18 protein-coding genes and 2 pseudogenes are annotated in these 22,445 nt (G+C 39.3%); 10 read left to right on the forward strand and 10 right to left on the reverse strand.

From position 1 onward, the window contains the following. The first annotated feature begins 30 nt into the window (after positions 1 to 30). Positions 31 to 504, forward strand: a complete 474-nt coding sequence (gene lspA / locus ACLLO5_RS05935) for a signal peptidase II (RefSeq protein WP_413174563.1) — start codon at positions 31 to 33, stop codon at positions 502 to 504. Positions 505 to 1,142: 638 nt separating this feature from the next. Here the strand turns inward: lspA and ACLLO5_RS05940 are convergent. Continuing rightward, positions 1,143 to 1,619: a hypothetical protein gene (locus ACLLO5_RS05940; protein ID WP_413174564.1), complete on the reverse strand. Its 477-nt coding sequence runs from the start codon at positions 1,617 to 1,619 to the stop codon at positions 1,143 to 1,145. A gap of 445 nt (positions 1,620 to 2,064) precedes the next feature. Between ACLLO5_RS05940 and ACLLO5_RS05945 the strand changes: the two genes are divergently transcribed. Then, positions 2,065 to 4,338 carry a transglycosylase domain-containing protein gene (locus ACLLO5_RS05945; protein WP_413174565.1) on the forward strand — a complete coding sequence of 758 codons (2,274 nt, stop codon included), beginning with the start codon at positions 2,065 to 2,067 and terminating at the stop codon, positions 4,336 to 4,338. Between the two features lie 63 nt (positions 4,339 to 4,401). Here ACLLO5_RS05945 and ACLLO5_RS05950 read toward each other — a convergent pair whose 3' ends face one another. Beyond that, positions 4,402 to 5,865 (reverse strand): DUF4335 domain-containing protein, encoded by a 1,464-nt coding sequence (locus ACLLO5_RS05950; protein ID WP_413174566.1) that lies wholly within the window; start codon positions 5,863 to 5,865, stop codon positions 4,402 to 4,404. Next, positions 5,862 to 6,488: a DUF3038 domain-containing protein gene (locus tag ACLLO5_RS05955; protein WP_413174567.1), complete on the reverse strand. Its 627-nt coding sequence runs from the start codon at positions 6,486 to 6,488 to the stop codon at positions 5,862 to 5,864. The genes ACLLO5_RS05950 and ACLLO5_RS05955 overlap by 4 nt, the downstream gene beginning before the upstream one ends. Before the next feature lie 411 nt (positions 6,489 to 6,899). Between ACLLO5_RS05955 and ACLLO5_RS05960 the strand changes: the two genes are divergently transcribed. The 3 genes from ACLLO5_RS05960 (at position 6,900) to ACLLO5_RS05970 (ending at position 8,949) form a co-directional block, all read left to right on the forward strand. After that, positions 6,900 to 7,418: an adenine phosphoribosyltransferase gene (locus ACLLO5_RS05960; RefSeq protein ID WP_413174568.1), complete on the forward strand. Its 519-nt coding sequence runs from the start codon at positions 6,900 to 6,902 to the stop codon at positions 7,416 to 7,418. Between the two features lie 90 nt (positions 7,419 to 7,508). Beyond that, complete coding sequence (locus ACLLO5_RS05965) at positions 7,509 to 8,555, forward strand: ABC transporter permease (protein ID WP_413174569.1); 1,047 nt, start codon at positions 7,509 to 7,511, stop codon at positions 8,553 to 8,555. Positions 8,556 to 8,667: 112 nt separating this feature from the next. Then, positions 8,668 to 8,949, forward strand: coding sequence for a hypothetical protein (locus ACLLO5_RS05970; protein WP_413176018.1), 282 nt, complete (start codon positions 8,668 to 8,670; stop codon positions 8,947 to 8,949). Between the two features lie 57 nt (positions 8,950 to 9,006). Here the strand turns inward: ACLLO5_RS05970 and lpxD are convergent, their stop codons facing one another. The 4 genes and pseudogenes from lpxD to ACLLO5_RS05990 form a co-directional block, all read right to left on the reverse strand. Further along, positions 9,007 to 10,053 carry a UDP-3-O-(3-hydroxymyristoyl)glucosamine N-acyltransferase gene (lpxD, locus tag ACLLO5_RS05975; protein ID WP_413174570.1) on the reverse strand — a complete coding sequence of 349 codons (1,047 nt, stop codon included), beginning with the start codon at positions 10,051 to 10,053 and terminating at the stop codon, positions 9,007 to 9,009. A 108-nt stretch (positions 10,054 to 10,161) separates the two neighbouring features. Then, the gene (locus tag ACLLO5_RS05980) at positions 10,162 to 11,394 is read right to left on the reverse strand and encodes an NAD(P)/FAD-dependent oxidoreductase (RefSeq protein ID WP_413176019.1); all 1,233 of its coding nucleotides are present in this window, start codon (positions 11,392 to 11,394) and stop codon (positions 10,162 to 10,164) included. A 276-nt stretch (positions 11,395 to 11,670) separates the two neighbouring features. After that, positions 11,671 to 12,126 (reverse strand): annotated as a pseudogene (locus ACLLO5_RS05985) (RNA-guided endonuclease InsQ/TnpB family protein); the annotation flags it as partial. Between the two features lie 133 nt (positions 12,127 to 12,259). After that, positions 12,260 to 12,370, reverse strand: a pseudogene (locus ACLLO5_RS05990) (rubredoxin); the annotation flags it as partial. Between the two features lie 490 nt (positions 12,371 to 12,860). Here ACLLO5_RS05990 and ACLLO5_RS05995 point away from each other — a divergent pair. Further along, positions 12,861 to 13,466: a DUF4360 domain-containing protein gene (locus ACLLO5_RS05995; protein ID WP_413174571.1), complete on the forward strand. Its 606-nt coding sequence runs from the start codon at positions 12,861 to 12,863 to the stop codon at positions 13,464 to 13,466. A 47-nt stretch (positions 13,467 to 13,513) separates the two neighbouring features. Here ACLLO5_RS05995 and ACLLO5_RS06000 read toward each other — a convergent pair whose 3' ends face one another. Beyond that, positions 13,514 to 13,708, reverse strand: a complete 195-nt coding sequence (locus tag ACLLO5_RS06000) for a hypothetical protein (RefSeq protein ID WP_413174572.1) — start codon at positions 13,706 to 13,708, stop codon at positions 13,514 to 13,516. A 543-nt stretch (positions 13,709 to 14,251) separates the two neighbouring features. Here ACLLO5_RS06000 and ACLLO5_RS06005 point away from each other — a divergent pair. Further along, a complete protein-coding gene (locus ACLLO5_RS06005; protein ID WP_413174573.1) occupies positions 14,252 to 14,809 on the forward strand; it encodes an SRPBCC family protein in 558 nt (185 codons plus the stop codon). A 5-nt stretch (positions 14,810 to 14,814) separates the two neighbouring features. After that, a complete protein-coding gene (locus tag ACLLO5_RS06010) occupies positions 14,815 to 15,390 on the forward strand; it encodes a DUF924 family protein (RefSeq protein ID WP_413174574.1) in 576 nt (191 codons plus the stop codon). Between the two features lie 168 nt (positions 15,391 to 15,558). Here ACLLO5_RS06010 and ACLLO5_RS06015 read toward each other — a convergent pair whose 3' ends face one another. Further along, the gene (locus tag ACLLO5_RS06015; RefSeq protein WP_413174575.1) at positions 15,559 to 15,795 is read right to left on the reverse strand and encodes a Nif11-like leader peptide family natural product precursor; all 237 of its coding nucleotides are present in this window, start codon (positions 15,793 to 15,795) and stop codon (positions 15,559 to 15,561) included. A gap of 366 nt (positions 15,796 to 16,161) precedes the next feature. Then, complete coding sequence (gene clpB / locus ACLLO5_RS06020) at positions 16,162 to 18,780, reverse strand: ATP-dependent chaperone ClpB (RefSeq protein WP_413174576.1); 2,619 nt, start codon at positions 18,778 to 18,780, stop codon at positions 16,162 to 16,164. 363 nt (positions 18,781 to 19,143) lie between these two features. Here clpB and ACLLO5_RS06025 point away from each other — a divergent pair, with 363 nt between their 5' ends. Both ACLLO5_RS06025 and ACLLO5_RS06030 read left to right on the forward strand, forming a co-directional pair. Further along, positions 19,144 to 21,945, forward strand: coding sequence for an ATP-binding protein (locus ACLLO5_RS06025; protein WP_413174577.1), 2,802 nt, complete (start codon positions 19,144 to 19,146; stop codon positions 21,943 to 21,945). A 165-nt stretch (positions 21,946 to 22,110) separates the two neighbouring features. Then, positions 22,111 to 22,362, forward strand: coding sequence for a TIGR02450 family Trp-rich protein (locus ACLLO5_RS06030; protein ID WP_413174578.1), 252 nt, complete (start codon positions 22,111 to 22,113; stop codon positions 22,360 to 22,362). Positions 22,363 to 22,445 lie beyond the last annotated feature (83 nt).

A 22,445-nucleotide genomic window follows, 5' to 3' on the forward strand; every position in this document is an offset into this window, starting at 1 on the left:
AATGACTAATGACTAATTGACTAACTTACCATGCGTTTAAAAAATCGCCTCTTTTGGATTGTTGCCTGTGTCGCTTTTGTGATAGACCAATTAACAAAATATTGGGTAGTGAAAACCTTTGTTTTGGGACAGACACTCCCACTATTACCAGGAATATTTCACTTTACCTATGTTACAAACACTGGAGCAGCTTTTAGTTTATTAAGTGGAAAAGTAGAGTGGTTGCGCTGGTTATCCTTGGGTGTAAGTTTAGTGTTAATAGCGATCGCATCCTTTGGTCCTGTTTTAAACTTGTGGGAGCAGTTAGGTTATGGTTTGATTTTAAGTGGAGCTATGGGTAATGGTATTGATAGATTTTTCTTAGGCTATGTGGTTGATTTTCTCGATTTTCGCCTAATTAACTTTGCTGTATTTAATATGGCTGATTCTTTTATTAGTATTGGTATTTTTTGTCTGTTAATTGCTTCCTTCCCAAAAACGCCAACTTCTTCTAGCTATAGATGATAAAAGGGTTGTAGGGTTTAGGGAAGATGAGGGAGCAGGGGAGCAGGGGAGCAGGGGAGCAGGGGAGCAGGGGAGCAGAGGAGCAGGGTAAAAATTAATTCGTTCTTCGTTCTTCTGACTCCTGAACTCCTGACTCCTGATAGCGTTCACGTAGTGTACCGTAGGCATAGCGTGACGTTAGCCATACTCCTGACTCCTGCCTCCTGCCTCCTGCCTCCTGCCTCTTCAAGTAATGCCAAAAATTTAAAATCTCTATCACTGAAACAAAGGTATTCTTGCAATACAAAAATCCATTGATTCAATGATAGAGAAGATGTTAGTGGTAATGTTTTGATAATCTGTTAATTAACTGTCAACGTAGTATTCATGCTGACTGCTGTTAAGCTTCATGCTACTGTAAACAACTAATATCAAGTCCGGCTAATTTCTCACCCTAAATTTGGTCTAGTTAGTAATTAGTTTCACCAATTACCAATTATCAATTACCAGTCCAAACTTATATTTTTACAGTAGATTCCAGGTTGTCAGAGTTGTAAAATTGAAAAACAAAGCCATATACCAAAAGATTTTCAACCCCATTTCCCATAACTTATTACCTGCTCCCTGCTGTAAGTATTTAACCGGACTAGATATCACAGTTAAGTACCAGACGGAGAAGTTTGTGGTAATATAGTTGCGGGAACTTGCTCAGAAGAATTTGTACCTTTTTCAGTGGTAGTTTTATCTGAATTACCAGGTTCAACAGAAGAAGGAGCTTCTGGTAGTGGTGTTGACTGGCTGGAATTCTCAGGAACAGGAGATGACGCTGCTGGATCTGTTGTAGTGCTAGGAGTAGTAGAACTTTCTACAGGAGTAGTTTCTACAGATGCAGGAGATGCAGGGACAGTACCAATCCTAGCATCAAGCGGTATGCCTCCTGGACAACGGGAATTAAGGGGGAAATGGTTGCAGAGAATTTCCATCCCTTCAGGGGACATTTTAATTTCCGTTGGTGAACCAATAGATGAGTCACTCGATTCGGAGAGTAGGGATTTACTAGATTCAGCCATAGCAACATTGGTGGTAAGTGCCAAAGTCATGACTGTACCAATCAGGGTCAGAGATTTTCCCTTCATTCTGAAATTAACCTCAAGGTCAACGGAACACTTCGCTAATTAAATCAAACTATTTATTAGACAAAATCTGCCTAAATGTAGATGTAAAATTTTTTGTTTAGTAGTATGGAAATTTGGTGGTTGTAATATTTAAATCTTTTGTAAAGTTGAGAATTGTTTTGAACAATACAAAAGTAAATATAGAAGTTAAACTTGTATGACTATTTAGATATTCAAGAAAATCAGCATTTGATGAGATTAATAATAATTTTTTGTACTTATGAATAGGTGTCCTAGATCACAAATTAAATTTAAGTATTAAATATACTATTGTATAAGCAATGACTATAAAAATTCAGTACAAAGAATTTATTTTTGGCTTGTGAGTAAAATGGTGTCAGACTAGCATTAAAATTACGATCCGCGAGATTTTGTCTTAACTAACAGCTGTGATGTGATATAGCCGATGAGTTCCCCCCAACCGCCTCAAAAGCCACAAACGTTACTTGGTCAACTGACACAAGCAGTAAACACGATTCAAGCTAGGGTTGATTTTTCCAAACTGGCGCTCAAGCCCAATGCCAAAGTACCGGAACTCTGGGTGCAAGATGCGGGGGCGGACAAAGCGGAAATATATCCCTTATTGGGCGATCGCTATATACTGGGGCGTAGTTCCAAATCCAGCGATATCGTCGTCCGTAACCCTGTTGTCAGCCAAATTCACCTATCCTTGTCGCGGGATTCCAGCCAACTGACTCCCACTTTCACCATCAAAGATGAAAATTCCACCAACGGCATTTATCTAGGCAAGCGACGAGTCACTTCCCTAGAACTACGTCATGGTGATGTTTTCACCTTAGGACCCCCAGAACTAGCTGCTTCTGTTCGATTGCAATACGTCGATCCTCCCGCCTGGTACATCAAAGCAGCAACATGGGGACTTTATGGTGTTGGCGGTGTCAGCGCCTTATTAGCCCTAGCAATTGGGCTGGAATGGACGAAATTTGCTGTCAGACCTCTCCCGACAGCCACACGCGCCCCTGTAGTCGTTTACGCCCGTGATGGTTCTACTCCCCTGCGAGAACCCCGAAATATTGCTCACGTAGACCTCAAACAATTATCAGATTTTGGACCCTACCTACCTGTGGCTGTAGTCGCTTCAGAAGACAGTCGTTATTACTGGCACTTTGGGGTTGACCCATTAGGAATTTTACGAGCCGTATTAATTAATAGCCGCACAGGTGACGTACAGCAAGGAGCTAGTACAGTTACTCAGCAAGTTGCCCGCAGTTTATTCCGCGAATATGTAGGTAGACAAGATTCCTTGGGGAGGAAAGTCCGCGAAGCCGTTGTTTCATTGAAGTTAGAAACCTTTTATAGCAAAGATGATATTTTGCTGACCTACTTAAATCGAGTATTTTTAGGGGGAGATACTTCTGGCTTTGAGGATGCCGCTAAATATTACTTTGATAAATCCGCCAAAGAATTAACTCTTGCCGAAGCAGCAACCTTAGTAGGAATTTTACCGGCTCCCAACGCCTTCGATTTTTGTGGAGATGGACCCAAAAAACTGGGAGCAGCCGATTACCGCAATCGTGTTGTTAAGCGGATGTTGGAAATGGGCAAAATCAGCACCGAAGATGCCAACCGAGCCAGACGTTCCACCGTTCAAGTTAGTCCTAAAGTTTGCGAAAGGCAAGCCAACACGATCGCCCCTTACTTTTATAATTACGTCTTTCAAGAACTGGAATCAATTTTAGGAGAAGGAGCAGCAAGAGAAGGTAACTACATAATTGAAACTCAGTTAGATCCAGCCATTCAAGCTCAAGCAGAATCATCACTGCGAAATTCAGTTGCTAACTCTGGTTCAAGCTTTCGGTTTTCCCAAGGGTCTCTTGTTACCTTAGACTCCAGAACTGGAAGCATCTTAGCAATGGTAGGGGGAACTGATTACAAAAAAAGCCAATTCAATCGTGCTGTTCAAGCCCAAAGACAACCAGGTTCAACCTTCAAAATTTTTGCTTACACCGCTGCACTTGAACAAGGGATATCATCATCCAGAAGTTATTCTTGCGCTCCTTTAACTTGGCAAGGTTTTACATACAAACCCTGTCGGTCTGGAAGTGGTGGGAGTTTAGATATAGCCACAGGTTTAGCACTTTCAGAAAACCCCATTGCTTTAAGAGTTGCCAAAGACGTGGGACTAAATAAAGTAGTGGAAATGGCGCAGCGTTTGGGGGTCAAATCTTCACTTGATCCCGTTCCTGGTTTAGTTCTGGGTCAAAGTGTAGTCAATGTTTTAGAAATGACTGGTGCTTTTGGCGCTATTGGTAATCGTGGAGTATGGAATCCACCCCATGCTATTAGCAGGATTTTAGATAGTAGTGATTGTGAAGATCGTAAGGATTTAAAAACCTGCCGTGTCATCTACTCTTTTGACCAAGATCCAGATGGTAATAAACGAGTTCTGAAGACAGATGTAGCCGATAAAATGATTGGTTTAATGCAGGGTGTCGTTTCCAGGGGTACTGGTCGTAGCGCATCTATTGGACTAGGAGAAGAAGCGGGTAAAACTGGTACAACTGATAAAAACGTTGACTTGTGGTTTATTGGTTTTATTCCCAGTCAGCAACTTGTAACTGGTATTTGGTTAGGAAATGACAATAATTCCCCCACATCTGGTAGCAGCGCCCAAGCCGCCCAGTTATGGGGAAATTATATGCGGAAAATCACCAAATAAATTGGTGATTAGTCATTAGTCATTAGTTTTATAATTTTGACTTTTGACTTTTGACTTTTGACTTTACCTGTATCCCTCCCAAGGTTTGACTTCCAGTGTACCGTTAGGCTTAAAGATTACTTGGAAGTGGGCGAGTGCTTCTTTGTTGTTAGGAGCAGCTAGGTTTGAACCGTACACTGATTGAAACATCTGTGGTAAAGGTGTTTCTCGGAAGAAGTCAAACGCTACTTGGTTGAGTGGTTCATAATCAGCGATGACACCACCTTTGTTTACTGCTACACGATATTTCAAGTCTTTGGAAAAAGTTGGTGTAGCACTCCAGTTTTGGCGGATTGTGTTATAGAGTTTTTGGTTTAAATCTTTAACTGTACTGGAGTCTGTGATTTTTTCACCGATTACTTGTGGTGTTTTGACATATCCTCGCCAAGGACTGACTTCCAATACACCTAGTTTAGTAAATACTACTCGGAATTGAGCGATCGGTTCGTTGGTAATATTGCGGGTAGCAGGATTGTATAGTAATTTCGGCAGTGGAGTTTTGTCTACTGCTTCATTAGAACCTTTGTTCACAGCTTTGTAACCGATAATACTACCATCAGCAGCCACACCCAAACGATAGATTAAATCTTCTTTAAATTCTGAACGATTACTCCAAACTGGATGAATTTGGTTATAAACTTGGCGATTTAATGCTCGTAGCTGGGAAGGGTCAGTAATTTCGGGAACTGAATTTACTAGTGCTTCTAAATCTGTAATTATCGGTGTAGCTGAGGCTGATGTGGTTGGTGTAGCTGAGGCTGTTGGTGAGGCTGATGTGGTTGGTGTTGGTGAGGCTGTGGATGCGGCTTCAATGGTTGGTACTGGTGAGGCTGTGGGTATTGTTGTGCTAGTCTGTTCCTCTGATTTAGGTTCTGGTGGACGTACTTTGGGAGGAGGAATTAAGCTAAAAGCGATCGCCGCAACAGCTAAACTGGAGATGCCCACACTGGCAGGTACTACTTGTTTGAAAACACCTTGACTAGAACTACCATAGCGTCTGGTGACGGGTTGTAGTTCCAGTGATAACTCTGGTAATGTTTGGGTATCAGCAAAAAATTGATCTACCGCTTCAACTAAATCAAACAGCTGTACAGTATTCAAATCAACTTGAATGGTGGGCTGTTTGGCTTCATTTGATGGTTGAGATTCTAAACCCCCGGTGGGAATTTCGGAATGCACAATCAATTTATGGTGGTTGGTGTCAATTTTTTGTAATTCTACTAATTCTGACTCCCGGTTGTGTGCTTGCGGATTGGGTACATTGCTTAAAAATTCCTGAGCATAGGCGCTTACTGCTCTGACTAAGCTTTCAAAAAATTCCCGCCCTCCGGCTATGGGCTGACTATAACTAGATAAATAGCATTCTGCATTAACCAAGATCGATAGTTCTGGCCGCAGTTCTTGAAAGTGGGTGGATATGGTGACATCACTTAAACCTTCTAAGAGCAGCGTGCAATTAGGTAAACTGTACTTACGTTGAATATTCATTCTACTTCACCGTCAAAAAGAGAAATCCAGAAACGCTGCATTCCAGCTGTACCAGTGCAGAATAGTAATTTTGCTAATAAATCTATAGCTAGTTCATCTAATTTTTCGTCAGAGTTTAATGTAAGTAAAACAGAACGTCTGGAATTCATCCGACTTTTAAAATGCGTTCTAAATCTTTCTAGGTAGTTAGCTAGACGCAAATTTTGTTCTAGTGGAATTTGCTTTTCTGACAATTGCTGATATATTCCCAGCATCTGACGGATGACAACTGTTAAACGCCGTGCTATGTAACAGGCAATTACTACTAAAGCTTTGGCTTCAAGGACACTTAAGGGTCTGCGGCTATGCGCTCGTCGCAAGGGGTTAGAAGCGCGCATTCTCCATAAGTTGACCCGATTTTTAATAATTTTTGTCAGGTCTAATTCTTGGGCAAAAGCAAGAATAGCTTCAGAACCACCAAGTTCTAAGGCTTCAATTGCCAGTAACATGAGGTCAATTTGCAATGTGGTTCTACGTGGGCATCCCTGTCCGGCGATCGCTGGATCTGGTAAAGTGTCCAGAATCATGGGCATAGCTTCATGGGTTGGAGAATCGAACGGGGTTAAACTTGCGGAAACATTCATTCTATAAAATACCTTGTGCTATTCCAACAAACTGAGTGAAAGGAATTTTAAGATAGATAGCCAAACCAGAAATTAGGCTTCTGGTAGTACGAGCATCCTAATATATACAATATTTACTCTTGTTATTCAAAGATTTCCCTGTACTGTCATGGAACTTTTAAGGCCTTATTTTACCTATTTACCTACCTATGTTAATAGTGAAGATGCCTCTCTAGCTTGGGTTAAATTCTTGGTGATTGTCAATGATTGACGAAACATAGAGCAATAATCTTCATGACATGACATTATAGTGTACGATTTTCCAGGGTATTGGGGATCGGTGACTGGTGACTGAGAAAGATTTATTTTGCCTCTTATCTTTTGCGCCCTATTCCCTATTCCCTATTCCCTATTCCCTATCTACTGACCAATATGGATTTAAAATCTCTGATTCGTGACATACCAGATTTTCCTAAGCCTGGAATTTTATTTCGCGATATTACTACCCTACTACGTGATCCAGATGGTTTGCGTTATACGATTGACTTTTTAGCACAAAAATGTATTGAATTGGAAATACAGGCTGATTGCATTGTGGGTATGGAATCACGGGGGTTTATTTTTGGCGCACCTCTGGCTTATAAATTGGGTTCTGGTTTTATTCCTGTTCGCAAAAAAGGAAAACTACCAGCAGCAGTTCATCGTATTGATTATGAACTAGAGTATGGTACAGATAGCTTAGAAGTACATCAGGATGCTTTAAGTCCAGGTAGCAAGGTTCTGATTGTCGATGATTTGATTGCTACTGGTGGAACTGCAAGTGCTACGGCTAAATTGGTGCAGCAGATTGGCTGCGAACTTGTGGGATTTGGGTTTATTATCGAACTGCGGGATTTGCAAGGGCGGAAATATCTGCCGGATGTACCGATAATTTCTTTGGTGGAATATTAGGAATAGGTGACAGGTGACAGGTAACAGGTGACAGTGTAAAAGAGAATAGATAATAGTGAACAGTGAACAGCGATAACTGATAACTGACTAATGACAAATACAAAAATTTCCTTGGAGACAGGTCGAGATTGGCTAATTAAGCTAGTCACTGATGAGACTTTTATTTATGTGATCAAACGATTATTGCAGGCGCTATTGACGATTTTCCTAGCATCGGCTTTGTCGTTTTTTATCATGAAATTGTCTCCGGGGGATTATGTAGATACTCTGCGACAAAACCCGAAAATTTCGCCGGAACGAATTGAGGAAATACGGCGACAATTTGGTTTAGATAAGTCTTGGCCGGAACAGTTTTGGTTGTGGTTGCGGCAAATTATTACTAGAGGTGATTTTGGTACAAGTTTTGTTTATCAACGTTCTGTATCTTCATTGTTGTGGGAACGAGTACCAGCGACGTTGTTGTTAGCGATCGCTTCTTTAATTACAACATGGGCGATCGCCATTCCTTTAGGTATTCTCGCTGCTGTTAAACAAAATCGCCTTACTGACAAGATTTTACAGGTGTTTAGCTATGCAGGACAAGGTTTTCCCAGTTTTATTAGTGCCTTATTTTTGTTATTTTTAGCCCAAATTACTACCCCACTGTTTCCGGTGGGTAATATGACTAGCATTGATCATGCTGAACTAAATTGGCTGGGTAAAATGTTAGATATTGTTTGGCACATGATCTTACCTTTAATTGCTTTAAGTATTACCAGCTTTGCTGGTTTACAACGGATAATGCGTGGTCAATTATTGGATGTTTTACGCCAAGATTATATTCAAACTGCCCGCGCTAAAGGACTTCCAGAAGACCGGGTGATTTATGTTCATGCTTTGCGAAATGCTATCAATCCTTTAATCACTTTATTGGGTTTTGAGTTAGCAGGTTTATTAAGTGGTGCGTTTATTACAGAAAATTTCTTCAACTGGCCGGGTTTAGGAAAGTTGACTTTACAGGCTGTATTAGCAAAAGACCAATATTTAGTAATGGCTAGTTTGGTGATGAGTGCGGTTTTATTGATTATTGGTAATTTAATTGCTGACTTGATGTTAAAAGCTGCTGATCCAAGAATTAAATTAGAGGATTTAAATTAGTTAGAAAATAGGGAGCAGGGGTGCAGGGGTGCAGAGGAGCAGAGGTACAGAGGAGCAGGGGAGATTTATTTACCAATTACCAATTAATTACCAATTACCAATTGTCAATCCTATGCTTTCTGAAGTTTATTATATTATTCGGTCAAGAACAGATGGTAAGTATCTCACCGCACGAGTTGATAATGATAAATCAGGATACTTATTATTGTTTAAAGAAGATTTTGATGCTCTGAGTTATTTGAATACTCATGCTGGTGATTTAGCAAATCGTTTGACTGTAGAATCTATTCCTGGTACACAGGTGGGAAGTTTGTTGAAACGTTGGGGTTTTGCTGGTGTGGGAATGGTGAATGATCCTTTAATACCTAAAGTTGAGTTTTTGCAACATAGTTAAGAAAGATAAATTGATCTTCTAACCTCTAGCTGAGGTGAAGCTAGAGGTAGTTAATTCTTATTTTTGTCCTAGTTGACGTTGTAATTGTTTGACAGATTGATATATGTCTGGAATGCGGCTATAGATAGCAGATACTTTGAGATATAGTTTGTGTGGCATTGCTGGAGAGCCTGAAACTATTTCCCCTGGTGCGACATTGCTGTGAATGCCGGCTTGAGCAGATGCGATCGCACCATCTCCAATTTTGACTTGATTGGCTATTCCTGTTTGTCCGGCTAAAATGACTCGGTTTCCAACTTTTACTCCTCCGGCCATACCTGCTTGACCGGCGATCGCACAACCAGCACCAATTTGGCAACCATGACCAATTTGTACTAAGTTATCTATTTTAGTATTACGTCCGACTCTGGTTTCTCCCACTGCGGGACGGTCTATGGCTGTATTACAACCAACTTCTACTCCATCTTCTAAGACTGTGCAGCCAGATTGTTCCATTTTTAACCAACCTGTGCGGGTGGGTACGAAGCCAAAACCCTCTGCACCGATGACAGCACCGCTATGAATTACGCAGTCTGCACCGATGATGGTTCGTTCGTGAATGGTGCAGTTAGCGTGTAAGATGGTGCGATCGCCAATTTTGGCTTCTGGATAAATTACTACATTGGGATGGATAATTGTACTGTTACCAATTTCTACCCCTGGTTGAATGACGACATGAGCGCCAATATAAACATCATCCCCGATTTTAGCGGTGGGGTGAATCACGGCGCTAGGGTGAATTTCTGCACTGGGTCGATATGGTTGATAAAAAAGAGCGATCGCTTGAGCAAATAATAATCTTGGTTCGGTCGTTGCTAACCAGGCTATTCCCTTTTCTGTGGCTTGAGTGTGTAGTTTCTCATCCAGAGGTAAAATTAAAGCAGTGGCATTTGTGGAATTGATAAAAGAGGCAAATTTTCCCCCTTCAACATAGCTGATAGTACCTTCTATAGCTTCATCTATGGCTGCAACTCCAGTAATTTCTGGATCTTGTTCTGGGTTAGCGGTGAGACTGTGAGCTTTAATAGTGTCGGTTAATTTACTAGCGATTTCGCTGAATTTCATAATTAAATATTCAGAATTGATCAAAAGGGTTGTGTCCAAAATATCAGAATTTTTCCTTTTGTCATTACTGCATTTCCCAATACTTTTCTTTTCCCACAATCTTCTCAATTACTCAATACTTCCCATGCTTTGACCAGCTAAATAAGCGGTTGTCCAAGCACTTTGAAAATTAAAGCCACCGGTTATACCATCAATATCCAAAATTTCACCAGCAAAATGTAAACCAGGAATCAGCTTACTTTCCATGGTTTTAAAGTTAACTTCTTTGAGGCTAACCCCACCACAGGTAACAAATTCTTCCTTGAAGGCTCCTTTACCGCTAATTAAATATTCTCCATGAGAAATTTCTTGAACTAGCTGATTTAAAGTTTTGCTGGACATTTCCGCCCAACGGTCTTCAGCGGTGATATTAATGCGACTGATAATGTATTGCCACAGACGATGAGGTAAGTCAACACCACGATGGAGAGCGATCGCTTTTTTCCCCCATTCTTCTTTTATACCTAACAGCCTTTGCTTAACTTGTTCTTGTGACAAATTCGGCAACCAATTAATATATAATTTTCCTTGATAGCGGGTATCATGGAGAATTCTTGCGCCCCAAGCGGAAAGTTTGAGAACTGCTGGGCCACTGACACCCCAATGGGTAATTAGTAAAGGGCCTGTTTGTTGTAAAACGGTTTTACCTGCAACTGATAAACGCAGATTGACAGGATTAACACTAATTCCTGCTAATGCTCGAAACGCAGGGTCAGCAATGTTGAACGTAAACAGTGAAGGAACAGGCGTTTCCAGATGATGACCTAATTCTTTAGCGATTTTGTAACCCATCACGCTACTACCTGTAGCTAAAAGTAGGCGATCGCAGTATTGAGTTTCTCCCGATTTGAAGATAATTTCAAAGCCCTCATTCTGTCGCTGCACAGAAATTACAGGTGTACCAATATTAAGTTTTAGCCCAGCTGTAAATGCAGCTTTAATCAGACATTCAGCAATGGTTTCTGAACGATCTGTAATGGGAAACATTCGCCCATCAGCTTCAGTTTTCAAATTTACACCATGAGCAGCAAACCACGCTACGGTGTCTAAGGGTTGAAAACGAGTAAAAGCACCCCGCAAGGCTTTACCACCCCTGGGATAATTGAGGACTAACTCTTCAGCAGAAAAACAAGCGTGAGTGACGTTACAACGTCCTCCACCAGAAATAAGGACTTTCGCCAGTGGTTGACGACTAGCTTCAATCAAAGTAACTTGGGCTTGAGGATTAGCTTCGGCACAAGCGATCGCACCAAAGAAACCAGCAGCACCACCACCAATAACTACAATTTGCAACGGTAACAACTTCAACAATCTTTCAATAACACCTACTTTACCATAAGCCACCGAATGCCCCTCCCCTCAACGAAGTAAGGTGGGGAGGATGTCAATTTGTTAGCGGTTATTTCTAAATCTTCTATTATTTCAAAATCTGCTTTGACTGCACCACAAACTGGACACACCGCTATATAAAACCTACTCAAGTCTACCTATCTACTGACAGGCTGATTTTTGAGTGTCGTTTACTTCCTGTTTCACCCTGAAAGTGTCGGCACTACTCAGTCCACAGGCTAACACTGCCTAACTGACAGCTTTTGAAAGATTAATAGCTGCGTTTAAATCCCTGTCACATTCAAACCCACAGCTATCACACTTAAACACTCTTTCACTTAATGAGAGAATTTCTTTTTTTACACCACAATCAGAGCAGGTTTTAGAACTAGGAAACCATCTATCAACAATAACTAATTTTGAACCGTACAGTTGACATTTGTACTCTAATTGTCTTCTAAACTCATAAAACCCCATATCAGAAATTGCCTTGGCTAGTTTATGATTAGCTAACATCCCTGATACATTCAAATCCTCTATTACTATCACACCGTGGTTTTTGGTTAATAGTGTAGTTAATTTATGTAATGTATCTTTTCTGATATTGGCTATCTTTCTATGTAACCTAGCTATTTTTATTTGGGCTTTTTTCCAATTACTTGAACCAATCAATTTATGTCTGTTTAACCATTGTAATCTCCTTATCAGCTAGGTATTCAGCCAGAAATTTTTATTGATGTCACAAATGAACCATTAAACTTACTCATCTCGTCATGATAGTTTCTTATTTAATCAGATATGAGTAGATTTAGATAGATATTTTGATTCAGTTACTAGCCCAGTCATCTGGGATATCTTCAAAGGCTGTTCCTGGTTCTATACCACCATCAGGGTCGCCTACTTCCGGGTCATATACATAGCCGCAGGTTGTACATATATATTTGGTCATTTTTATGCACCTCAATAATTAGTTGAAAAAGTTTAAAACATGATTATTCCAAAAATGTATGTTTTCTTATTAATTATAGTTTGATAGGAATAAATATTTTCACCTTTTTCTGTAGATTGAAAATCTCTTTTTTTAGGTTCTGTTTATGATCAAGTCTTTGCTGAGATTGGTTTTAGATTATTTAGAGATGAAACACTATTGAGTTCTTCATGCCAAATTAATAAGATTTTTTTTCATTTATCCTTCCTGAAATCTGGTTTTTTGTAGTTTTTATGTACTAAATATAGTAGTCATTTCATGAGAATATAACAATTGAGAATGCAGAATATGGGTTATTAGAAAAAGGTTAAGTTTGTTTACTAATTTAGTTTTGAGGGAATCAAATTCACCTGAATCTTAGTCTTGAATATTCATAAGGTTGTGATGGCAACAACTTTAGTTTGAAAGTTTGGAACTTAACACCACTGACAATAGTCAAGACACATTGGTTATGAATCATCAAAATTTCAAGAATACATCTATCAAGTTTGTACAAGTTTCTCTGGCTGCGGCCACACTGATGACGGCTTCTATTGGGCCTGCTTTTTCTAACGACAAAGTTAAAATTGTAGGTGCAGAATATGGTGGTAATGGTTGCCCTGAAGGATCTGCTAGTGTAAACGTTAGTCCCGATGGTCAAGAACTCAGTATTTTATTTGATCAATTTGTCGCTCTGGGTAATAAATCAGCAGAAACACGCAAAAGCTGTAATCTGAGTATTCCCATTAAAGTACCTCAAGGCTTTCAAATTTCCCTCTACGATGCTGATTATCGTGGCTATGTTGCTCCCGGCACAACTGGGAAACTAAGAGCAGAATACTTTTTTGCAGGTCAGCGTGGCCCTGTTTTTTCTAGGACATTTAGAGGTGAAACGGACTACAACGTTCGAGATAAATTAGTGACGGTGGGTGATGTCTGGTCACGCTGTGGAGATAGTGTAAATATGCGGGTGAATGCGGCAATGATCGCTAATGGTTCAGGAATGGCGACCGTTGACTCCTTTGATCTCGCCCACCGTGGTTTAGTTTATCACATTAAATACCGTAGTTGTCGGTAAATAATGCTGACTCCTCGCTGTGAACAGCGGGGAGTTGATGACAGATACTAGAAACGCCACCATCTTCGTTGAAAGTAACTAAAAACCCCTAGTGCGATCGCTCCCAACAGTAATAGCCAAATCACACCACCAGGAATAAAAGTGAGAATCCCCAAACCTCTGAGTATCCATAAGGCTATTGCCATACCCAAAACAATACCCAGTATTTGGGTTAACTTACGATTTATATAAGATTGATTCACGTAAACCTCTTGGAAGATTGAAAGCCCTGTGGCTTTAGCCCAGGGAGGAAAATCAACTCAGGCAGTTTTAACTGCCGTGATTATTTGTGGTTTCTTCAAATAGTGTATCAACAAATATTCTGGGCCGCTGCTTGCTAGTGAAACCTAAAGACCAGAGAAGCTTTATCTTGCTTTGTCATAACGACAATTTTTAACGTCCACTTACTTACTGAAACAAGAATTCCGCAAAATAAGTAAAATCCGAAACTTCTCTTTTAATTAACTAAGTATTTTATACGATAAAAAACTTAAATTAAATCATATCCAGAAAATCTATAAATTGAACTGTAATTAGAATTGAGTGCGGTAAAATTTACCAAATCCGATGGTTTGTAGTTTCAGCCCCTGATTTGGTAGATGATGGAAATTAGTTATCAGTTGCAGGGTTTTACACCACCAACTAAAACCTTCCGCATTTAGAGGTGGGGAAATCTCAAAGAAATGGCAGCTAAAAAAGCAGAATGTTTACTGATAACTATTTGTTGAGGAGTAACTAAAATAACTATGTCTGCATTTCATATATCAAACTCAAATACTAAAGGTATAGATATGCTTTGGAATCAAGACAAGCAAAGGATGCTAATGCAGGGTGAAATTTTGCTGCACACGCGATCGCATACAATCTGGGGTGGTGCTGTTACCGCATGGATGTATTTACCCCTAGTGCGTTCAAATGTATGGCAGCAAATTACAGATTATCCTCGTTGGGTACAATATTTTCCTGACATTACCAAAAGCGAAGTTTTAGTCAAAGGAGATGTAAAACGTCTGTATCAAGCAGCACAAAAAGCATTTTTATTTTTTACAGCCCAAGTAGAAATTTATCTCAACGTTGTTGAGGTACTAGGACAGCAAATTCAATTTCGCATGGAAAAAGGCAGCTTTGAGGATTTTCACGCCAACATAGAACTCAAAGACCTGGGAAACGGCACATTATTAGCCTATACAGTCCAAGCAACACCGAATATCCCCATCCCCTCAATTTTTATTCAACAAGCAATAAATTTGGAATTACCAGCAAATATGCGTAAAATGCGACAAGTGCTTTGTAATAGTCAATAACAGTAATGTCACAGGCAAAAGCTATTTTGGAATTTTGGTTTGGTCATCCTGATCAACCAGGTTACGGTAAACCACAACAACTATGGTTTAGCAAAGAACCCGATATAGACCGGGCAATACAAACCCGGTTTTTAGAGTATTACCAAAAAGCTGCACAAGGATACTTAGACGATTGGATAAATGCACCAGAAACCTGTCTAGCTTTGATTCTGTTGCTAGATCAATTTCCCCGAAATATGTTTCGCAATACTCCGGAAGCCTTTGCAACTGACTGGGAAGCACTCTCAGCAGCGCAACACGCAGTTGCACAAGGCTATGACCGGGAATTATTACCTGTACAATGCTGGTTTATTTATTTGCCCTTTGAACACAGTGAAAATTTAGAACATCAGCGTCAATGCATTAAGTTATTTCAGCAACTTAGCCATGATCCTGAAAGTGCTAATGCTATTAAATATGCATTTCAGCATAAAGAAGTAATTGCCCGGTTTGGGCGCTTTCCTCATCGTAACCAAATATTGGGGCGGATCTCCACTCCAGAGGAAGAGGAGTTTTTACAACAGGAAGGCAGTTTATTTTAGAGGAAAAGAGAAAAGCTTCAAGGGAAAAGGAGAATAGTTTTCCTTTCCCCTACCTTTGGTGCTGGTCTCAATCAGATGAATTGATAATTGCTAATTGGTAAAAATAAATTATCAACCAGTCGGTGGGCTATATTATAAATAATGAGGGTAAATTCAAAGCGTCAGGAATTAGCGGGAGTTGATATTACGAACTAATCTAATCGGTTCACTTGCAAACCATAATTCCTCTAATTCAGCCTCAGTAAAAGCATAGCCAAGATTAGCAGCAAAATTAACAATTTTTGTTTTATCCCAATGACAACTATCAAATACTCCCCGCTTACAGCAATTGTTACAGTATAGTTCATACATAACTGGTTCTGAATTCAACATAGTATAAAAATTTTCAACTTGTTCTAAAGACATATATAGCACTCCTATTCAATTTGTACTTAGATCATGTTTGTAGGAAACAGACCATAGATTGTCTCACATATCTTTTAGAATTTCTATATTAGTAAGAATTCAGGAGTCAGGAGTCAGGAGTCAGAATAGATTCTGCCAGCAGTCTCTAGAGAAGCAAGTTTTTCTATAAATTATTAATCATGACTTAAAAACTCCCATACTTCCTAAATTTTCAATGCTGTATCCTGAATGCTTACCTATATTAAATATTGCCTGCAAAAGCCAACAAAAAGCAGGGTGTATAAAATTTATTTTACAAAATATAAAGCCCACAAAGTCAAGAACCCGGCTATAGAATAACCGGGTCTGTAAGATACTCTGACAAATTTAAGCAGTAAAGACTTCTACTGGTAAACGACTAAAAGCCAGACGTTCGTTTTGAACATCCACAAAAATTGTATCACCGTCGTTAAATTCACCGCGTAAAATAGCTTTAGCAATTTGGGTTTCTAACTCCCGCTGAATTGCACGTTTTAATGGTCTGGCACCAAATACAGGGTCATAACCTACTTCTGCTAAAAAGTCTAAAGCAGCACCAGAAAGCCTCAGAGACATTTTTTTATCACTTAATCTTTGTCTGAGTCTATCTACTTGCAACTGCACAATTTGGCGTAATTCAGATTTCTGTAAACTGTGGAAAATGATAACTTCATCAATGCGGTTTAAGAACTCAGGACGGAAACTATTCCGCATTGCTTCCATCACCCGATGACGCATTTCATCATACCGAGAATCATCACCAGCGACATCAAGAATATATTGAGAACCGATGTTACTAGTCATAATGATAATGGTATTTTTAAAGTCTACCGTTCGACCTTGGGAATCGGTAACGCGACCATCATCAAGAATTTGCAGGAAGATATTAAATACATCGGGGTGTGCTTTTTCAATTTCGTCAAACAAAATTACCGCATAAGGACGACGACGAATAGCTTCTGTTAATTGCCCTCCTTCTTCATAACCAACATAACCTGGAGGTGCGCCAATTAATCGAGAAACGGTGTGTTTGTCCATATATTCTGACATATCAATTCGCACCAAAGCTTCTTCGGTGTCAAACATATATGCAGCTAAAGCTTTGGCTAATTCGGTTTTACCTACACCTGTTGGTCCGAGGAAAACAAAACTAGCTATGGGACGATTTGGGTCTGCAAGTCCAGCGCGGGAACGTTGAATTGCATCTGCTACAGCTGTTACGGCTTCAGCTTGACCAATGACGCGGTGGTGCAGTTCATCTTCTAAATGCAGTAATTTTTCTTTTTCTGATTCTACTAATTTGCTGATGGGAATTCCTGTCCATTTAGAAATGATTTCGGCTATATCAGCTTCTGTGACTTCTTCTCGTAATAGAGATTTACCTGTTCCTTGGGCGTTAGCAAGTTCGCTTTCTACGGCTTCTAATTGCCGATGTAAATCTGTTAATTTACCATATTTCAATTCAGCAGCGCGATTGAGATCATAGTTTCTTTCTGCTTGTTGAATTTCTAGATTCACTCGATCAATTTCTTCTTTGATGGATTGAATTTTGGTGATAATATCTTTTTCAGATTGCCATTGAATTCTGAGAATACTTTGTTCTTCTTTGAAGTCAGCGAGTTCTTTTTCTAGTCTTTCTAAACGTTCACGGGAAGCTAAATCACTTTCTTTTTGTAAAGAAAGTTTCTCCATTTCTAATTGGATAATTTTACGATCAATTTCATCTAGTTCCTCTGGTTTGGAGGTAATTTCCATTTTCAATTTAGCTGCGGCTTCGTCTACTAAGTCAATGGCTTTATCGGGAAGGAAGCGATCGCTAATATAACGACTGGATAACGTAGCCGCAGCCACTAAGGAACTATCAGAGATTTTTACCCCATGATGCACTTCATATCTTTCTTTCAACCCACGCAAAATCGAAATCGTATCTTCGACATTGGGCTGACCTACATAAACTTGCTGGAAGCGTCTTTCTAAAGCCGCATCTTTTTCTATATATTTGCGGTATTCATCCAAAGTTGTCGCCCCAATACAACGTAATTCACCCCTTGCTAACATGGGTTTGAGCAAATTACCGGCATCCATCGCGCCTTGAGTTGCACCTGCACCAACTACGGTATGAATTTCATCAATAAATAATACAATATTCCCGCCAGATTCAGTGACTTCTTTTAATACTGCTTTCAGGCGTTCCTCAAATTCACCCCGGAATTTTGCTCCGGCAATTAATGCCCCCATATCTAAAGCAATGAGTTTTCTATCTTTTAGAGATTGGGGAACATCTCCAGCAACTATCCGCTGTGCTAAACCTTCGGCAATTGCGGTTTTACCAACTCCAGGTTCACCAATTAATACCGGGTTATTTTTGGTGCGCCGGGAAAGAATTTGAATTGTTCTCCTAATTTCATCATCACGACCAATTACGGGATCTAATTGACCTAGACGTGCTGCTTCTGTTAAATCACGTCCGTATTTTTCTAATGATTGATATTTTCCTTCTGGGCTTTGGTCTGTCACTTTTTGACTCCCACGAATTTGTTTAATAATATTCTTTAGTTTGCCTTCGTCTAAGCCAAATTCTTGGAGTAGACTTTTACCAAAACGGTCATCCTTAGCGTATCCTAGCAGGATGTGTTCAATGGAAATATATTCATCTTTTAATTCTTGGCGATATTTATCTGCGCGGTCTAATAATGTATCTAAGCTGCGTCCTAAATATACAGAACTGCTACTTCCTGATACTTTTGGTTGACGTAAGATAAATTGATCAGTGTAATCCCTGACTTTTTGCAGATTTGCATTTGCTTTAGTAAAAATTGCGTTACCTAGTCCATCTTGTTCCAGCAGTGCTTTCATGAGATGTTCGCTTTCTAGCTGCTGTTGCTGGTACTGTTTAGCAATATCGGGAGTATGGGCGATCGCTTCCCAAGCTTTTTCTGTAAATTGGTTAGGATTAGTAGGTTGCATAGGCTTTTTGATAATCTGCTAGAGCCATTTTAAAAAGATGTCAGATAACGGATGGATCGGTCTTCACGTCTTTATCCAGTAGTATTACCGCCCGTTTTTGCAAAACATCCCTATAGACACAGTTGGGGCTGCTTACTCATGATGTAACTACTGGCGACTTAATTACCCCTATCCCCAGCTTTTATTTAATTTGCGTAGTATTGCTGATAATTATAGTGGTTCAGGATAAATAACGGTTTTAACCGCTGAAGAATACAAATTTGTCAAGCATGATTATCACTAAATTTTTACTGCCATTCTGCACAACTTCTGCACAAATTTGTTTTAATCTATAACTCAGGTTCCGTTCAGACTTCACTCGTCATGTTGAATTCAGCATTTTCTCCAGACAGGCCATCTGTAGGAATGCGTTTAACTCGAACCATGAGTACGTTAGAAACTTGGGGTTTTGGGTTAACTGGTCATATCCTCTGGATTGCTGTGATTCCAGCTATTCATGCTGAACTTAAATCACAAGCTATTTTTGTGTGGATACCAGCTGTTTGTTTTGGGATGTTGTTGAATTATCAAGTTAAACACCTGGGAAAAAGTTGGCAGAATGTAGCAGGTGGAACGCCTAACTACGCTTGTAGGTTACTCAAAAAATACCCTGGATTAGCTCTCTATGCAGCTTTAGGGTACTTTTTTAGTTGGGTTTCTGTCTTGCCAGTCAATGCGATCGTGCTGACAGACTTAATTAAAGTTAACTTAGCATCTGTCAACTTGACATTTCCAGCGCCGCTATTATCAATTGCCTTGACACTATTACCCTTCATTTTGGCATTTAGCGGTACTCGCGCCTTAAGTATTCTGCATTTGTTTTTTGTCCTCCCTGCTGTCGGTCTATTATTGCTATTTACCAGTCAGGGTTTGGGTTGGTTAGTGTTTTCCCCCGATAGTCCTGGGCTATTTCCTGAACAGCTAACAATACCCAGTTTTGCTAATTGGGCTAAGTGGTTTCTCTACGTCAGCTACGCCACCTATGCCTGTGAAACAGCTTCAGCTTTTGTAGCTGACAGCATACATCCCAAAAAAACTCTCTCGTTTCTTTCCGTAGCTGCTTGGTTAATGATACCGATTTATATAGGTGCTTCTTGGGTGGAAACACGATTAGGGACATCTATAAATACAGACAATGGTACTTTTTTAAGCTTGTTAGTTTCTTCCGAACACTTTTGGGGAAAGTATGCTGGTCTTTTAGTTACTTTTTTACTGGCTGCTTCCTGTTTATTGGCATCTGCTACAGTCGTTTCTAATTGTCCAAGAATTCTTTATCAACTAGCTATTGAAAAATATTTATCATCTGTATTCGCAGTTGTATCTCGTCGAGGTGTATTTGGACCAGCATTAACACTAACATTAATACTTAGCCTAGCCTGTTTAATTTGGGGTAATGTTCCCCAAATTCTTGTAGTTGGTAATTTAGGCTGGTTTATTTCCATCATGGCTGTACATTTGGGCATCTGTTTACGAGGTGCTAAACCAGAAGTTTTGTTTCCCCGTTTCACATCAGCTTTGTTTGTATTAGAAATATTTGTACTCCTAATAGGAGGACTAGCTTGGGGTTGGAAAGATTTTCTGATTGGTTTGCTAGTTCCGTTAGGAATTATCGCTATAGATAAATTTATTCACCATTCACGCTTTGCCTTATTTAATCCTAATTGGTGGATACAGCGATATAATTATCGTCCCTGGATTAATGTCCATGAATCCGTGATTTATCAAGTAATTATCCTCATTTCTCTACTCAGTGGTGCAGTAATTGTGGGTTGGTTATTTGGTGTTAAAATTAATAACTTAGCCAATCAAGGAGCAGAAAATTTAATAGTTGTTCTACTAATGATAGTGGTGTTTGTGGGGGTGGCGATCGCCTGTTGGACAAGTCTACCACAAGTTGTTTCTATGGCAGAAGCACAAGCAGCCGCAGCACACTTATTTAACTTTGCTCAAGATGGCATCTTAGTAGTTGATGAAGAAGGTATTATTCGCCAAGCTAATGCCTCTACTGCCGTTTTTTTTGGAATAAATACATCAGATTTATTAGGAACTTATCTGCAACAATGGCTAATAGACATAGACCCAATTCCATTTAATTGGGAAACCCGCAGCGAACACATCATCATCAAAAAATCTCAAGTTCAAACTATTGAAGTTTCTGTATCTAACCAAACACATCAAGATTTTCAAGATTATATTGTAATTTTGCATGATATCACACAGCGAAAGCAAGCAGAAAAAGTATTAAGAGACTCAGAAGCAGAACTTAAATATAAAGCACAAAAATTAGCTACTCAATTAGTTCAAAGTGAAAAAATGTCTAGTTTAGGACAGTTAGTAGCAGGTGTAGCACACGAAATTAATAACCCAGTTAGCTTTATTTATGGCAATATTGATCCTGCGGATGAATATATTCAAGATTTAATTAGATTAATCAAGCTTTATCAACATCACTATCCGCAGCCAGTAATAGAAATTTCTGAAGCCACAGAGGAAATTGATTTAAATTATGTGATTACTGACTTGCCTAAATTACTTAACTCTATGAAAATTGGTAGCCAAAGAATAAAAGAAATTATTTTATCCTTACGTAATTTTTCTCGTTTAGATGAAGCCGAATTTAAAAAAGTCAATCTCCATGAGGGGATTGAAAGTACATTACTAATTTTACAAAATCGTCTCAAAGCGACTAATAAACGCCCCACTATTGAAGTTATTAAAAAATACGGTGAATTACCTTTGGTTGAGTGTTATCCTGGTCAACTTAATCAAGTATTTATGAACCTTTTAATCAATGCTATTGATGCTATTGATGATGCTGTAAACAACCATAAACAATATGAATTCCCACAAATTATTATTCAAACTACCATAACTAATGATAATCAAGTTTGTATTGCTGTTACTGATAATGGCTATGGCATTCCAGAAGACAACAAAAAGCATTTATTTGAACCATTTTTCACGACTAAACCAGTTGGTAAAGGCACAGGTTTGGGATTATCAATTAGTTATCAAATAATCTCAGAAAAACATCACGGTAGTCTAGAGTGCATCTCAGCGATTGGTCAGGGGACAAAATTCGTAATTACTATCCCTCTCCAACAGAAAAACTATGGTAATTCATAATTGTGAATGTAAATACAGCAGTTTGCGTAGTTAGCAGGGCGAACGCATCTAATATTCAAACCTATACATAAAGCCAGTTTTACTCCTGACTCCTGAATTCTGCTGTATTATTCCTACAGTAGATTTAACAATAGCACCAATCCAAAATTCAACATCGAAGAACCAATGCCTAAAAAACAAAAGTTTCCTTATTTACTCGGTTCTAAGTGGACAGCACAACAAAAAGTTGATGGTTGGCGACATTTTCAAGTAGTTAACCGCAAAAATCAGGGTAAATGGGTATATGCAGAAATGGTAGCTGCTTGTGATCCTAATGTTCGCTTTTGGCTCAATGCCAAATTATTACAAGATAACTCTCAATGGCACGCTGGCTGGCAATCATTGCAGGAAATACAGTCTGTTGCAGAAAATTTATAATTATACATGAAAGTTATCACTGTCATGTTTTAATTAACTTTAGTCATATATTTGATTATTTAATAATAATTTACAACTATGAT

The organism is Anabaena azotica SJ-1, from assembly GCF_047275885.1.
Lineage (GTDB): Bacteria > Cyanobacteriota > Cyanobacteriia > Cyanobacteriales > Nostocaceae > Trichormus_B > Trichormus_B azotica_A.